At 64.3% G+C, this 14,745-nt stretch carries 8 protein-coding genes and 1 pseudogene; 5 read left to right on the top strand and 4 right to left on the bottom strand.

Features of this window, described 5'->3' with window-relative positions; translation table 11 throughout:
- Positions 1-103: 103 nt before the first annotated feature.
- The 3 genes from ilvA to CNO20_RS14450 form a co-directional block, all read right to left on the bottom strand.
- Complete coding sequence (ilvA, locus tag CNO20_RS14440) at positions 104-1,342, bottom strand: threonine ammonia-lyase (protein ID WP_101296840.1); 1,239 nt, start codon at positions 1,340-1,342, stop codon at positions 104-106.
- Positions 1,343-1,449: 107 nt separating this feature from the next.
- The gene (locus CNO20_RS14445; protein WP_101296841.1) at positions 1,450-4,002 is read right to left on the bottom strand and encodes a GcvT family protein; all 2,553 of its coding nucleotides are present in this window, start codon (positions 4,000-4,002) and stop codon (positions 1,450-1,452) included.
- A gap of 308 nt (positions 4,003-4,310) precedes the next feature.
- Entirely contained in the window at positions 4,311-6,911 is a 2,601-nt protein-coding gene (locus CNO20_RS14450) for a GcvT family protein (protein WP_101296842.1), read from the bottom strand.
- Positions 6,912-7,322: 411 nt separating this feature from the next.
- Between CNO20_RS14450 and CNO20_RS14455 the strand changes: the two genes are divergently transcribed.
- The 5 genes and pseudogenes from CNO20_RS14455 to CNO20_RS23860 form a co-directional block, all read left to right on the top strand.
- Positions 7,323-8,486, top strand: coding sequence for a DUF8073 domain-containing protein (locus tag CNO20_RS14455; RefSeq protein WP_101296843.1), 1,164 nt, complete (start codon positions 7,323-7,325; stop codon positions 8,484-8,486).
- A gap of 300 nt (positions 8,487-8,786) precedes the next feature.
- Complete coding sequence (locus CNO20_RS14460; RefSeq protein WP_101296844.1) at positions 8,787-9,920, top strand: aromatic ring-hydroxylating oxygenase subunit alpha; 1,134 nt, start codon at positions 8,787-8,789, stop codon at positions 9,918-9,920.
- 136 nt (positions 9,921-10,056) lie between these two features.
- Positions 10,057-10,416, top strand: coding sequence for a hypothetical protein (locus CNO20_RS14465; RefSeq protein WP_101296845.1), 360 nt, complete (start codon positions 10,057-10,059; stop codon positions 10,414-10,416).
- A 350-nt stretch (positions 10,417-10,766) separates the two neighbouring features.
- The gene (locus CNO20_RS14470; protein WP_101296846.1) at positions 10,767-11,777 is read left to right on the top strand and encodes an aromatic ring-hydroxylating oxygenase subunit alpha; all 1,011 of its coding nucleotides are present in this window, start codon (positions 10,767-10,769) and stop codon (positions 11,775-11,777) included.
- A 138-nt stretch (positions 11,778-11,915) separates the two neighbouring features.
- Positions 11,916-12,122: pseudogene (locus tag CNO20_RS23860) on the top strand (zinc ribbon domain-containing protein); the annotation flags it as partial.
- Positions 12,123-12,462: 340 nt separating this feature from the next.
- Here the strand turns inward: CNO20_RS23860 and katG are convergent.
- Positions 12,463-14,637 (bottom strand): catalase/peroxidase HPI, encoded by a 2,175-nt coding sequence (katG, locus tag CNO20_RS14480; protein ID WP_101296847.1) that lies wholly within the window; start codon positions 14,635-14,637, stop codon positions 12,463-12,465.
- Between the last annotated feature and the right edge of the window lie 108 nt (positions 14,638-14,745).

Genomic DNA, 14,745 nt, shown 5'->3' on the forward strand with positions numbered 1-14,745 from the left:
ATCAGCGATTCCTGCGACGCGCTCGACTACAGACCCGTAGTCTCGGCGTCTCCGACCCCGTCGCTCACTCCACTCCGTTCCTCCGAAACTCCTCGTTATCCTTTCATCCCCGATTGAGGTCCTCAACCGTGTACCCTGCCAACTCGATGGACCGGACGATGGATTTCGCGTGTTCGGCGCCGCTCGTTTCGACCTCGAACAGCAGGTAGGCCTCGCCGATAGTCAAGTCATCGACCGACCGGTCGTGGCGGACGGTTCGGATGTTCGCGCCGTGGTCGCCGATGACGCCCGAAATCTCCTCCATCTTGCCGGGCGCGTCGTTGATCCGCACGCGAAGCTGCAACAGCTGTTCGCGCTCCGTGAGCGCGTGAACCAGAACCGTCTGTAACATCGTCATATCGAGGTTCCCGCCGCAGAGCAGCGGCATGACCGTCTCGCCACGCACGTCGAGGTCGTCGCTGAGGATCGCCGCGACGGACGCCGCGCCGGCGCCTTCGACGACCTGTTTCGCTCGTTCGAGCAGGAGGAGGATCGCGCGCGCGATCTCCGAATCCGAGACGGTGACGATCTCGTCGACGTGCTCCTCGATGAGCGACAGCGTCAGCTCGGAGATGCCGCCCGTCGCGATGCCGTCGGCGATCGTATCGACCTCGTCGAGCGTCACCGGGACGCCCTTGTCGAGACTCTCGTGGACGGTTTCGGCGCCGTCGGCCTGGACGCCGACGACGCGCGCGTCCGGGGCGAGGTGGTCGATCGCGGTCGAGATTCCGCCGACGAGTCCGCCACCGCCGATCGGAACGACGATCGTATCGACGTCCGGGCAGTTCTCGTACATCTCGACGCCGAGGGTTCCCTGACCGGCGACGATGTCCGGATCGTCGTAGGCGTGGACGAACTCGGCGTCGGTCTCGGACGCGTGCGACTGCGCGTACTCCATCGCCTCCTGGAAGTCCTGCCCGACGAGCTCCACGGTCGCCCCGTACCCGCGGGTCGCGTCGACCTTCGCCTGCGGGGCGTTCTTCGGCATCACGATCGTCGAGTCCGCACCGCACTTTGTCGCCGCCAGCGCGACCCCCTGTGCGTGGTTGCCGGCGCTAGCGGCGACGAACTCGTTGATTCCCTCGTCGACGTCCTGACTGATCTTGTTGTACGCCCCCCTCGTCTTGAACGATCCGGTCCACTGTAGATGCTCCAGCTTCAGGTACACGTCAGCGCCGACGAGGTCGCCGAGCGACGTGCTCCGTTCGACGGGCGTTCGCTTGACGACCATTTCGTCGTCCAGCCGTTCGCGTGCTCGCTCGATGTCTTCGTACCGTATCAGGAGTTCTCTCGATTCGCTCATGTTCAAGGGTGTTTCGTTGTCAACGGGCGTGTTTCGTTACCGCGGGAGTAGTCGATCGGCGGCTCGTGCGCTCGAATGGTCGGTGTGGAATTCGGCCCCCGCTGGTATCACCGCACGATCTTGTCGCGACCGGGGTCGAACAGGGGCTCGTCGCGAACCGTCGCGTCGTACGTCTCCCCTTCGCACTCGATCCGGACCGACGTCCCCGCCTCGGCGTACTGGCTCGGCAAGTACGTGTACGCGATCGATTCGCCGACGCTGTAGCCGTAGTCGGCGGCCTGTACGTACCCGACCGCGTCGCCGTCCTTGAAGACCGGCCGCCCGCTCAGCACGACGTCGCTCGACTCGTCGAGCGTCAGGCAGGCGATTCGGTCGTCGATACCCTTCTCCTTCGCTTCGACCAACGCCTCCTTCCCGACGAAGTCGGTGTCCAGGTCGACCGCGAACGGAAGCCCCGCGGCGAGCGGGTTGACGTCCGTGTCGATGTCGGTTCCCCACAGCCGGAAGCCCTTCTCGAGCCGCATCGATTCGAGCGCGCCGCCACCCATGGGCCTGAGACCGAGGTCTCGCCCGGCTTCCCACAGCGTCTCCCAGAGCTTCCGGCCGTATTCCGAGGGTGCCCACAGCTCCCATCCCAGTTCGCCGACGTACGAGACCCGGAGCGCGATTACCGGGACGCTGCCGACGTAGAGCCGCTTGCAGCTGAAATACGGGAAGCCGCCGTTGGACACGTCGGCGTCGGTGACGCGCTGGAGCAGGAGCCGGGAGTTTGGACCCCACAGCCCGACGGTACACTTCGCGGACTCCTCGACCGTCACGGAGACTGTCTCGGGGGCGTGCCGCTCGATCCAGGAGCCGTGAATGCCCGGGGAGTTCCCCCCGCCGGTCGTCACCATGTACTCGCCCTCGTCGAGACGAGCGACGGTGAGATCGGCCAGGACGTTGCCGCCCTCGTTCAGCATCGTGGTGTACCGAACCTGCCCGACGTCGATGTCCACGTCGTTAGTGCAGATCCGCTGGAGGAACTCGCCGGCGTCGTCGCCCTCGACCATGATTGAGCTGAAAGTCGTCATGTCGAACATGGATACTTCCTCGCGAGTGTGGAGGTGCTCGGCGCCCTCGATGGGAGACCGGTTGACGCCCTGCCAGCCGTCCTGCTCGGGAATCCGCTCCTCGTGCTTCGAGACGAGATCCACGTTGTGGTCGTACCACTGCGGGGTCTCCCAGCCGCCGCTCTGGTAGAACTCCGCGCCGAGCTCCCGCTGTTGGTGGTAGAACGGACTCACCCGGAGCCCGCGGTGGTCGTCCGGTTGCCACCGCGGTTCGACGATGCTGTACACCTGCTGGTACCGCAGTCCGCCGCGATCCGTGAAGTACTCCTTGCTGCCGGCGTGCGGTCCGAAGCGGTTGACGTGAATCGCGCTCGTGTCGACGGGGCCGGAGGGGAGCCGCGGAACGCCGGTTTCCATCCACTCCGCGAGGATCTTCCCGTAGCCGCCAGAGTGCGTCCACCAGATCGCCAGCCCGGTCCAGAGGCCGTCGATCCGCGCCGTCTCGCCGAGGACGGGCATCCCGTCGGGGGTGTAGACGAACACTCCGTTCTCGGCGACGCGGAACTCCTTGCCCGCCGTCGCGGGGAGCAGCTCGTCGAACGCTTGCCGCGGCGGCTTGTCGCGGTTCGGGTGCGTCGGCTTCGTCCAGTGTTTCTCGGTGAACCTGTGGACCGACGCCTGGCTGTCCTCCGCGTTCGTCCCCATCTTGTCCGGATCGACGACCAGCGGCTCGTGGTTGTACGATCCGAGCCCGTAGCCGTCGCCGTGGGTCCGGAAGTACAGCGAGTTGTCCTGGTCGCGACCGACCGGCCGGTCCGGGGGTTGAGCCATGTACTCGGTGAGCTGTCGATCGCCGGGGACCTCCAGTCCGGCGGTGGCGTCGCCGATCGTCTCGCCGTCTCCCCGTAGCTCGTCGATCGGCTCGGTGACCACGTACTGGTGCTCGACGGGCGCGATCGGCAGGTCGAGGCCGACCATCTGACCGGTTTGGTACGCCCAGTTGTTCGTGGCGAGAACGCACCGGTCGCACTCGATGCTGCCGCGATCGGTTTCGACCGCCCGCACCTCGCCGCCGCTGACGTCGATGTCCGTGACTTCGGTGTGCCCGAAGAAGCGCGCTGGCGACGTCTCGATGTACCACTTGAGCGCCTCCGCTCCGGCCACCTGACCGTCGGTCGGCGAGTAGTACCCGCCGAGAATCGCGTCCGGGTCGACGAGCGGAAGCCGTTCGGAGACCTCCTCCGGGTCGAGCAGCTCCGGCCCCGGAAGCCCGTACGACGTCGCCCACTCGACGCGGCGCCGGAGGAAGTCCATCCGCTCTTCCGATCGCGCGAGCTCGATGCCGCCAACTTCCGTATACACGCCCGCGTCCTTCAGCAATCGGCTCGTGTAGTGAGCCGTCTTGGTCTGGATCTTCGACGGCGACGTCTGGAACACGATTCCGGGTGCGTGCGTCGAAGAGCCGCCCGTAACGGGGAGCGGCCCCTGATCGACGACGACGACGTCGTCACATCCGAGCTCCGTCAGGTGGTACGCGACGCTGCACCCGACAGCGCCGGCGCCGACGATCACCGTATCGGCTCGCGAGGGGAGGCCGTCTGTGCTCATATAACACACCCCGATCGTACGGTTAGTGTCATAAGTGCAACGGTCACTTAAGTACCAGGGACGTCGCGTAACCCGCGCTGACGGGCGATGTGACTCACAAGGCACATCTTGTGCGCGGAGCGACGGTCGATCCACAAACGTCCGATCCGATGACGTGTTCGACGAGTTCCTCCTCGGGGGGCGCACGACTCGCTCTCGACGGCAGGTACGGACGCCGGCGCTTCCATCGAACAGCCGTGACCGCCGGGTATTCACTTCTCGGCGACAAAGAAATCGGGCGGACGTCGCAGGGGCCGCGCGGGGCGGCGCTACGAGAGCACGCGCTCGCGTTCGGGGTCGAAGAGGGGTTCTTCGCGGACCGTCGCCTCGTAGCGCTCGCCTTCGTGGAGGATTTCGACCTCGACACCGGGCTCGGCGTACCCCGGCGGGAGGTACGCGTACGCGATGCACGAGCCGACGGTGTAGCCGTACTCGGCGCTGTGGACGTACCCGAGCGTCTCGTCGCCGTCGAGAACGGGGCGATCCGCGAAGACGACCGCGTCTTCGTCCCGGAGCGTCAAACAGGCGATCTCGTGGCGGACGTTCTCCCCGTCCGCCGCCTCGGCGACCGCGCTCTTCCCGATGAAGTCGGTCTCGAGATCGACGGCGAAGCCGAGGCCCGCCTCGTAGGGATTGTGTTCGGTGTGGAGGTCCTCACCCCAGAGCCGGAACCCCTTCTCGATGCGCAGGGAGTCGAGCGCGCCGTTGCCGTACGGTCTGAGGTCGTATTCCTGTCCGGCTTGCCAGAGGACCTCCCAGAGTCGCTCCCCGTACTCGGCGGGCGTGTACAGCTCCCAGCCGAGTTCACCCGCGTACGAAACGCGAAGCGCGGTGACCGGGACGTTCTTGACGAAGATCTCCTGGGACGTGAAATACGGGAATCCGTCGTTGGAGAGGTCGGCGCGCGTGACCTTCTCGAGCACCTTCCGCGCGTCGGGACCCGTGAGCACGAACGACGACAGGTTCGACGTGACGTCTCGCACCACCACGTCCGCCGGCGCGTGCTCGCGTATCCACGCGAGGTGGTTCTGCCCGACCTCTCGCCCGGTCGTCAACACCAGGTACCTGTCGTCGTCGAGCCGCGTGACGGTGATGTCTGCGCGCACGCCGCCCTCCTCGTTGCACATGAGCGTGTAGCGCACCTGCCCGACGTCGATGTCCATGTCGTTTGTGCACAGGTACTGTACGAACTCGGCGGCTCCCCGGCCGCTGATCTCCATCTTGTTGAAGGACGTCATGTCGTGGAGGCCGACGGCGTTGCGCACGTGCAGCGCTTCGGCGCCCTCGATCGGCGACCAGTACTTCGCTTCCCACCCGTCGCGATCGGGGATCTGATCGCCGTACCGCGCCAGGAGATCGGCGTTCGAATCGAACCAGTGGGCCTCCTCCCAGCCCGCCTCCGCCCACAGTTCGGCGTCGAGCTCCTCGAGCTTGTGATACACCGAGCTGCGACGGATGTCGCGCTGGTGGTCGGTCCAGGTCCACTTGGGATGGACGATGTTGTAGACGATTCGATACTCCTCGCCGCCGATGTCGCGGGCGAAGTCCCAGCTCCCCTCGTGCGGCTGGAAGCGGTTGACGTCGCAGTGGCGCAGGTCGATCGGCCCCTCGGGCAGGCGCGGGACGCCGTTTTCCATCCACTCGGCGAGCGCCTTGCCCGCGCCGCCGGCGTGCGTGACCCAGATTGCGGCCGCGGTCCAGAGCCCGTCGTACTCCTGAACGGGTCCCATCACGGGCAGGCCGTTGGGCGACTCCGCGAACATCCCGTTGTACCTGTGTTCGAGTTCCTTCCCCTCGGTCGCCGGGAGCAGTTCGTCGCTGGCCTGACGAGGCGCTTTGTCCGGACGGTCCGGGTGCGTCGCGTTGTTCATGTGGTACTCGGAGAACTCGTGTACCGACCCCTGCTCGCCGTCCGAATCGTTACCGCCCAGCTCCTGGGGGTCCGGCACGAGCGGCTCGTGGTTGTACGACCCGATGCCGTACGCGTCTCCGTGCGTCCGGAAGTACATCGCGTTGTCCTGGTCGCGGAGGATCGGCCGGTCGGGCCCGACGAGGAGTCGATCGGCTTTCTCGCCGGAGACGTCTCTGTAGTTCTCGTACACCGGATCGTCGGTGACGTCCTTTCGACTCTCGGCCAGCTCTTCGAGTGGTTCGGTGATCGTGTACTGGTGCTCGACCGGCGTCACCGGGAGGTGGACGCCGAGCTTCTCGCCGAGCTGGCGCGCCCAGATGTTCGTCGCGATCACCACCTCGTCGCACTCGATCTCGCCGTTCTCGGTGACGACCGACCGGACCTCGCCGCCCTCGACCTCGACGTTCTCGGTCCTCGTGTGGGGGACGAACGTCGCCCCCCGCTCCGTGGCCGCCTCCGCTAACGCGGCGCACGCCCTCACGCCCGACACCTGACCGTCGGTCGGCGAGTAGTAACCACCCTCGATGACGTCGCTATCGACGAGCGGGAGATTCTCCGCTACCTCCTCCGGCGAGAGGATTTGGGGCTCGGGAACGCCCCAGGATTTCCCCCACTCGACGCGACGCTGGAGGAAGTCCATGCGCTCGTCGGACCGAGCGACCTCGATCCCGCCGGTCTCGTTGTACAGCGGCTCGCCGTCTCCGTCCTCGAACTGGGAGTACAGCCGCCGGCTGTACATCGCGAACTTGGTGAGGACCTTCGGCTCCGCGGTCTGAAACATGATCCCCGGGGCGTGACTGGACGATCCGCCGGTCGTCGGGAGCGGTCCCTGGTCGACGACGACGACGCCGTCGCGTCCGAGCTCGGTCAGGTGATACGCTACACTGCACCCGACGATACCGGCGCCGACGATAACGGTGTCCGCTTCGGCCGGCAAGCTGCCGTGTGTGCTCGTCATTGACAGTGCGGTGTCCCGTAGGTGTACAAATATACTTATCGCCCGCCTCGACATCAACCACAACGTACCGAATCTGTTACAAGTAGTGGTTCGCGCGATCGGACTGACATCCTCCCGCGCCTGAAGATGCCCCGAGCGTTGGAATATTAAGGTTCACAACCCACCGGTTCCCTCGGGTGGAACGACCCAGAGGTTTGATTGAACAGGCGAACTGCTGGTCGTGCCAAACAACCGTTACTCGTATCCTCCGTTGGAGGATTCCGTTCGCCGGCCGTTCGAGAACGGGGGCACTCGAACGCCGCCCGGCGAACGCCGTCGCTCGGAGCTCGGATTCGCCACAGGGATTTAAACGGGTGAACTATTCCTCACTCAGTCTTATTCTCCGCGCTGAGGTGAGTAGTACACAGTAGCATGGGAGTCAGTACCTCGATTGAGATCCTCTCGCAAATACTCGAGCGGTACGAATCGGGTGGGGGCACGGTCCACCAGGTCGAGGCGACGCTCTCCGAGCGGGGGAAGAGAGACGGACTGAGCGTCACGGTCGACGTCGCCGTGCCGCTGTGCTCGGCCGCGAACGACCGCTCGGAACCCGACGCGTCGCCCGTGACGGCGGTGCTCGGAGACGGCGGCGAGTTACGGCTCGAGTTCCCGCCGTCGATCGTGCCGTCGATGGACGAGTGCGCTCCTGAGAGTGTTTCGACCGCCAGAGAGGACGTCCGCGTCGCCGCCGACGGGACTATCCTCGTGACGTTCGCTCTCGGTGTGGATGCGGACGCGGAGCCAGAGGAGGTCGCCGTCTCGACCTCGACGCCTCTCGAAGAGCCGAACGAGGTAGCGACGAGCGTGGGCGAGGACGAGCGGGGATCCGCCGCGGGATCGGAGAGCGGCACCGAGACGGAAAGCGAGGCGGATCCCGGGGCCGAGACCGAGAGTGCGCTCGAGGCCGCGCGAAACGAGGACCTGCCGCCCTACGAAGACGTCGAGTACCTCCGGTGCCTGTACGATTCGTTCGACACGTTCACGGCGATGGCCGACGCGCTCGAAATGGACGTCACCTCGGAGACCGTCCGTCGGTACATGATCGACGCCGGAGTCCACGAGCCCGCGTCCTACAACACGACCGCCGGGGGCGAGACGGAGGACGCGGTCGACGACGACCCGGCAGCGATAGAAGCGACCGACGCGCCCGGCGAGGTGGAAGAAGAGACGCTCTCCCCAGACCCGCCAACGGACCCGACCGAAAGAACGGCGCCGGCCCTCGACCGAGCGTCGGCGGGGGAGGCGAACGGGCCGAGCGAGCACGTTTCGAGAAAACAGCTCGTCACCGACGGCATCGGCCTGCCCGACGGCGTCGAGCTCGAAGAGCTGATCGACGCCATCGCGTCGTCGCTGACGCTGTACGACGTCCACCAGCAGCTGGATCTCGATCGCGGACGCACCCGCGAACTGCTGGAACGGCTCAACCTGATCGACCTGGTCGTGAAGCGGGTTTACAGCGCGGACGACCCCGAGAGACGACCGTCGCGGGACGAAATCGTGGACCGAATCCGCGACAGCGTCGCCACCGAGCGGTGACGCCGCGACCCCGTCCGAGCCGACGCGATGGTTGGGCAGAACGGCCGACTCGTTCTCGTCCGCTGTTTTCTCCCTCTCACCTGGGTGAAACGCGATCGAACGGGCCGAAGGTTCGATCCATCGTTAGCGTTCGCGCGTGGGCGTCGGTTCGCCCGCTGGCGCGACGCTCTCCTCTCTCGGAATCGGCGTTCGACCGCGCGTACGGCGCCGAGTTCGCGGGCGCCGTATTCTACCCGGTTTATATTGATGTTCAATATCACTGGTGAACGGTTTTAGTAACCGCTCCGGTGTTGGTACTATATGACACAGTGGGACGACTCACAGACGGAACACGTGAGTGACGATATCACGGACGAATCGAACGCGCTGCCGGCGCGGTACTTCACGGAGCCGGACGTCTTCGAGATGGAAAAGGAGAAAGTGTTCGGCCGGTACTGGGTCTACGCCGGCCACGCCAACGCCATCAAAGAACCGGGTCAGTACTTCACGAGGGACGTCGGCAATCGCAAGCTGATCATCGTGCGCGGTCACGACGGCCGGCCCAAGGCGTTCGACAACGTCTGCGCCCACCGGGGATCCAAAATGGTGGAGGACACGCCGATGACCGACCCGGGCGACGCGAGCCGGATCCAGTGTCCGTACCACCTCTGGACGTACGATCTCGACGGAACCCTCAGGAGTACGCCGCGGAGCTTCGAGGAGGCGAGCTTGAATCCGGATCTCGAGGACGAGGACGTCCGAGAGCTCGACCCCGAAGAGAACGCCCTGAACGCCGTCAACGTCGACACGATCGGCCCGTTCATCTTCGTCAACCTGAGCGACGATCCCATGCCGCTCGAAGAACAGGCCGGCGAAATGAAAGACAGGCTCGAAGCGCTGCCGCTCGGCGAGTACGAGCACGCCTGCCGGATCGTCTCGGAGGTCGAGTGCAACTGGAAGGTGTTCGCCAGCAACTACTCCGAGTGCGACCACTGCCAATCTAACCACCAAGATTGGATCGAGGGCATTCAGCTCGACGAGTCGGAGCTGGAAGTGAACGATTACCACTGGGTGCTCCACTACACCCACGAGGAAGACGTCGACGACGAGCTGCGCATCCACGATGAACACGAAGCGCAGTTCCACTACCTGTGGCCGAACTTCACGGTCAACATGTACGGGACCGCCGACGGCTACGGCACCTACGTCATCGACCCCATCGACACCGACCGCTTCCAGCTCATCGCCGACTACTACTTCGAGGACGCCGACCTCTCCGACGAAGAGGAGGAGTTCGTCCGCACCAGCCGGCAACTCCAGGAGGAGGACTTCGAACTGGTCGAACGTCAGTGGGAGGGGCTGAAAACCGGGGCATTGGCACAGGCGCAGCTCGGGCCGAACGAACACACCGTCCACAGGTTCCACCGGCTCGCCCAGGAGGCCTACAACTCGTGACGTCATCGTATCCCCCGATCCAGTCGCGTACGTGCGAGGAAGCGATAGAGAGGGACCTGCGGAACAGCCGGTGCGGTACTCGCCACCTGGACCGAACGAAACCAGCGCACGATCCCAGAACCAGCACGGACCAATCATGAGCACGCAAGAGAAGGCGTCGTACGTTGCGGTCTGTCCGGAGTGTGACGAAAGAAAGCAAACGGAGACCCCGAACGAGGTCGTCGAGTTCTACCGCCGACACCACCGCGTGACGGGACACGACGTGGACCTAGAGCGCGCACGGCCGGATCTGGACGAGGACGTGACGGGCGACGATCTCAAAAGCGTCGTCCGGCACCTCCTGGAACAGTACCCGAACGGCGTCCCGATCGGCGTCATCGTGGCGGTGATGAACGAACGCGGCCTGTCGATCGGTGAGACGCTGGACGAGATCCACGAGATACGGATGGGCGGCGGTCTGTACGAACCCCGAGACGATCACCTGGGTGCGTTCTAGCGCTGTCGACCCGCCGCTCAGCGCTACGCGTGACCGGACAGTTCGCCCGTCAGCACACTGACCACGACGGCTACCCGGGAAGGCAGACTCGCAGCGCCGGTTGCAGGCGTCGTCCCCTCGAAAGCCACCGCCTGCTGGTGGATGTAGCTATAATCACTTCTATTCGATTCTCTTGGAAAGATTCGGATTGATGACAATTGACTATCCGGCCTTGCCATCGGCGGTGAACTATGTAGGCGCTGTTGGATTCATCTCACGCCTTCAGGCGCGGGTATTCTCCTCGCGTTTTATAATGACGTTCTATATCACTGGTTAACTCTTTTTTGAAACCGCCTCAATGATGCTATTGTATGACACAGTGGAACGACGCGCAGGTGAAGCCCGTTAGCCCAGACATCACGGACAGATCGAACGCGCTGCCGGCGCGGTACTTCAGGGAGCCGGACGTCTTCGAGATGGAAAAGGAGAAAGTGTTCAGCCGGTACTGGGTCTACGCCGGCCACGCTAACGCCATCAAAGAACCGGGTCAGTCCTTCACGCGGACCGTTGGCGGCCGCGACCTGATCGTCGTCCGAGACGACGAGAACGAAGTGAGAGCCTTCAACAACTTCTCGGCGCGCGACGGGGCGAAAGTCGTAGACGACGCACCGATGACCGATCCCGAGAGCGTCGACACCGGCGAACTCGACGACTTGGACGCCGTCAGCGTCGACACGATCGGCCCGTTCATCTTCGTCAACCTGAGCGACGATCCCATGCCGCTCGAAGAACAAGCCGGCGAGATGAAAGACAGGCTCGAAGCGCTGCCGCTCGCCGAGTACGAGCACGCCTGCCGAATCGTCTCGGAGGTCGAGTGCAACTGGAAGGTGTTCGCCAGCAACTACTCCGAGTGCGACCACTGCCAGGCCAATCACCAGGACTGGATCAAGGGTATCTCGCTGAACGAGTCCGAACTCGAGGTGAACGACTACCACTGGGTGCTCCACTACACCCACGAGGAGGACGTCGACGACGAACTACGTATTCACGAGGAGCACGAGGCGCAGTTCCACTACCTATGGCCGAACTTCACGGTCAACATGTACGGGACCGCCGACGGCTACGGCACCTACGTCATCGACCCGATCGACACCGGCCGCTTCCAGCTCATCGCCGACTACTACTTCGAGGACGCCGACCTCTCCGACGAAGAGGAGGAGTTCGTCCGCACCAGCCGGCAACTCCAGGAGGAGGACTTCGAACTGGTCGAACGCCAGTGGGAGGGGCTGAAAACCGGGGCATTGGCACAGGCGCAGCTCGGGCCGAACGAACACACCGTCCACAAGTTCCACCTGCTCGCCCAGGAAGCCTACAACTCCTAACCGATTCGGGTCGGCGACCCGAATCGGTCCTCCCCCACCTAATTCAAGCAGGGAGTCCCGGCCTTTAGGCCGGGCGGGAATGCGACCCGTGTCTCGAAAGCGCTCGTCCACGAGGCGATAACACACACCTGTTCTCCCATCGCCTTTGAGGACCTCACCGATATTCGAGAACGGATGCCCGGCGTGAAAAAGTTCCACGTATGGGCGTTCAAGCAGCTCTGTGAGTACGTCGAGTACAAAGCCGCCGAGTTCGGGATTCGGACGGTACAAGTCGACCCGGCGTACACGAGTCAACGGTGTTCGTGCTGTGGAACGACCCTCCGAGAACATCGGCCTTCTCAGGCCGAGTTCCTGTGCCGGAAGTGTGGGTATGAGGTACACGCTGACTACAACGCAGCGAAGAATAGTGCGACGAAGTATGTCCGGGCGGGCCAAAAGCGTCCGTCCGGACGGGTGAACCGTCAACTCGCCCTGAAGTCGGGAACGCTGAACGGGAATGGGGGGGTTTTTCCCTGCCAACGCAGACGCGTAGGACAGACCGGGAGTTCACCGACAAGCCCCGGCGTTTACGCCGGGGTAGTTGACGGCTCCTTGAGACCTCCTGTCCGGGTCGGCGCCGAGTGGACCGGTGGAAAACGTTACAGAGATTCGAGGAGAACGCCCACGACTGAAGTCGTGGGAGAAGTCACTCGAGGTCGAAGCGGTCGAGGCTCATCACTTTGTCCCACGCGTCCACGAAGTCGCGGACGAACTTCTCCTCCCCGTCGTCGCTTCCGTAGACCTCCGCGATGGCTCGAAGCCGGGCGTTCGACCCAAAGATGAGATCCACGCGGGTACCCCTCCACTCGACTTCGCCCGTTTCACGGTCGCGCAGCTCGTAGATTTCCTGGGCTTCCGAGGACGCTTCCCACTCCATGATATCTCGGGATTCCGAGGCCGCTTCCCACTCGTAGTCCATGTCGAGCAGGTTCACGAAGAAGTCGTTGGTCAACGTCCCCGGCCGGTCGGTGAAGACACCGAGGTCGGACTGCTGGTAGTTCGCGTTCAGCGCGCGCATGCCGCCGACCAGCACCGTCATCTCGGGAGCCGTCAGCGTCAGGAGGTCCGCCCTGTCAACCAGCAACTCCTCCGCCGAGCGGTCGTGCTCGCCACCGAGGTAGTTACGGAACCCGTCGGCTTCCGGTTCCAGCACCTCGAAGGACTCGACGTCGGTTTGCGCCTGCGAGGCGTCGGTACGACCCGGTTCGAACGGAACGTCCATGTCGTACCCGGCGTCCCTCGCGGCCTTCTCGACGGCTGCGCAGCCGCCCAGAACGATCAGGTCGGCGAGCGAGACTCTCGTCCCGTCGGATCGCGAGCTGTTGAAGTCCTCCTGAATCGCCTCGAGGGTCCCCAGCACCGTCTCCAGCTGCTCGGGTTCGTTCACCTCCCAGCTCCTCTGCGGTTCGAGGCGAATGCGAGCTCCGTTCGCGCCCCCGCGCTTGTCGCTGTCGCGGTACGTCGACGCCGATGCCCAGGCGGTCTTGACCAGTTGGGAGACGGACAGGTCCGAAGCGAGGATCCCCTCTTTGAGTTCGGCGATCTCTTCGTCTCCGATCAAGTCGTGGTCGACTTCGGGAACGGGATCCTGCCACAGCATCTCCTCGTCCGGAACTTCCGGGCCGAGGAACCGAGACGGCGGGCCCATGTCGCGGTGGATCAGCTTATACCACGCCTTCGCGAAGGCCTCCTGGAATTCGTCCGGGTTCTCCCGGAAGCGCTCGATGATCTCCCGGTACTCCGGGTCCCGCTTCAGGGCGATGTCCGTCGTCAGCATCATCACGTCTTCCTTCTCCAACGGGTCCTCGGCGCCCGGTGCGACGCCGTCGAGCTCGCCGTTCTGCGTGGTCCACTGCCACGCACCGCCGGGACCTTTTTCCGGCCACCACTTGTGGTCGAGCAGGTTGTCGAGGTAGCCCGTGTCCCACTGGGTCGGCGTGGCGTTCCACGGCCCCTCGATCCCGCTGGTGATCGTGTCGGCCCCTTTGCCCGAGCCGTGGCTACTCTCCCAGCCGAGGCCCTGCTGGTCGATGGAGGCCGCCTCGGGCTCGGGACCGACGTGCTCGTCGGGGTCGGCGGCGCCGTGGACTTTCCCGAACGTGTGTCCGCCGGCGATGAGCGCGACCGTCTCCTCGTCGTTCATCGCCATCCGGCCGAACGACTCTCGAATCCGTTCGGCCGACTTCTCTGGATTCGGCTCGCCGTCGGGTCCTTCCGGGTTCACGTAGATGAGCCCCATCACGGTGGCGGCGAGGGGCTCCTCGAGTTCATCGTCGTCGAAGCGCTCGGACGCTTCCCACTCGTCCTCGGGCCCCCAATCGACGGCCTCGTCGGGCTCGAAGGCGTCCTCGCGCCCGCCGGCAAAGCCGAACGTCTCGAATCCCATCGACTCCAGGGCGACGTTCCCGGCCAGGACTATCAGGTCGGCCCACGAGAGTTTGTGGCTGTACTTCTGTTTGACCGGCCAGAGCAGCCGTCGCGCCTTGTCGAGGTTCGCGTTGTCGGGCCAGCTGTTGAGGGGCGCAAAGCGTTGTGTGCCGCCGGACGCGCCGCCGCGGCCGTCGCTGGTGCGGTACGTGCCGGCGCTGTGCCACGCCATCCGAATGAAGAGCGGCCCGTAGTGCCCGTAGTCTGCCGGCCACCACTCCTGCGACGTCGTCATCACCTCTTCGATGTCCGTCTTCACAGCGTCGAGATCGAGTGTCTCGAACTCCTCGGCGTAATCGAACTCCTCGCCCATCGGATCGCCCCGGCGAGCGTTCTGGTCGAGAATCTTCAGGTTCAGCCGATTCGGCCACCAGTCCTGGTTGGACTTCCTCATAAGAGATAGATTGTTGCTTTCGTGTGTTAAGATTGTCTAATTCGGTAAGAGAGTCTTCTCTTCATCCTAAATAAACTACCGGATTTATGAACTTTTGTCAGTGATGGA

The sequence above is a fragment of the Halegenticoccus soli genome (genome assembly GCF_002844195.1).
In the GTDB taxonomy this organism is placed as follows: Archaea; Halobacteriota; Halobacteria; order Halobacteriales; family Haloferacaceae; genus Halegenticoccus; species Halegenticoccus soli.

Excerpts from the sequence above, each read along its gene's own strand:
- CNO20_RS14460 (WP_101296844.1), top strand. The coding sequence starts at position 8,787 with ATGACACAGTGGGACGACTCACAGACGGAACACGTGAGTGACGATATC.
- CNO20_RS14450 (WP_101296842.1), bottom strand. The coding sequence starts at position 6,911 with ATGACGAGCACACACGGCAGCTTGCCGGCCGAAGCGGACACCGTTATC.
- katG (WP_101296847.1), bottom strand. The coding sequence starts at position 14,637 with ATGAGGAAGTCCAACCAGGACTGGTGGCCGAATCGGCTGAACCTGAAG.
- CNO20_RS14455 (WP_101296843.1), top strand. The coding sequence starts at position 7,323 with ATGGGAGTCAGTACCTCGATTGAGATCCTCTCGCAAATACTCGAGCGG.
- CNO20_RS14465 (WP_101296845.1), top strand. The coding sequence starts at position 10,057 with ATGAGCACGCAAGAGAAGGCGTCGTACGTTGCGGTCTGTCCGGAGTGT.
- CNO20_RS14470 (WP_101296846.1), top strand. The coding sequence starts at position 10,767 with ATGACACAGTGGAACGACGCGCAGGTGAAGCCCGTTAGCCCAGACATC.
- CNO20_RS14445 (WP_101296841.1), bottom strand. The coding sequence starts at position 4,002 with ATGAGCACAGACGGCCTCCCCTCGCGAGCCGATACGGTGATCGTCGGC.
- ilvA (WP_101296840.1), bottom strand. The coding sequence starts at position 1,342 with ATGAGCGAATCGAGAGAACTCCTGATACGGTACGAAGACATCGAGCGA.